Annotated in this window: 1 protein-coding gene; it reads right to left on the minus strand. The window is 56.3% G+C overall.

Features of this window, described 5'->3' with window-relative positions:
* Window positions 1-620: ankyrin repeat domain-containing protein (locus AC1D0P_RS27005; protein ID WP_477679544.1), on the minus strand; the 620-nt coding region annotated here is incomplete at both ends.

The raw sequence follows: 620 nt of genomic DNA on the forward strand, positions 1-620 counted from the left end.
CTTCATCCAATGCCTTCAGCATGGGGTCATCGCTTTTTTGGCTCAACGCAGATTCATGGAGCTCAATGGCGTTGGGGTTGGCGCCGCGCTTGAGCAGCATGCTGACGAGTTCAACGTTTCCGTTCTTTGCCGCCTTGTGCAGGAGCGTTACCTTGTCGGTGCCAGTCGCGTTGACATTGCAACCAGCATCCAGCAGCAGTTCAACCACGTCGGTATGCCCATCGCTTGCCGCGCAAAGTATTGGCGGTGCAGGCCTGGAAAAATCATAGGGTGCAACTGGCGTATCCAGATCAAATCCCGCTTTTATCAGTGCCTTGATCTTGGCCAGGTCATGCCCGCGAATCGCCTTGTAAAGGTCGCGCGGCAGATCGCCCGTATAAGCGTCGGAGGGTGGGGAGGAAACCATACCCCGCGCCTTCAGGTAATCCACGGCGCCCTTGATGTATCCGAGCCTCCAGTAAAGATTCTCTCCATTCGCCAGCTTGACATTGAGATCCAGTCCCATCGAATCCGCAAAAGCGAGGAACGCTGGAATTTCTTCTTCGCTGTGCGTTCTGAGGTCGAGCAAAGCCGGCACGCCGTTGGCGTCCAGCGTGGAAGGATCTGCGCCATGCTCCATC

The organism is Polaromonas sp. P1_G2, from assembly GCF_056405515.1.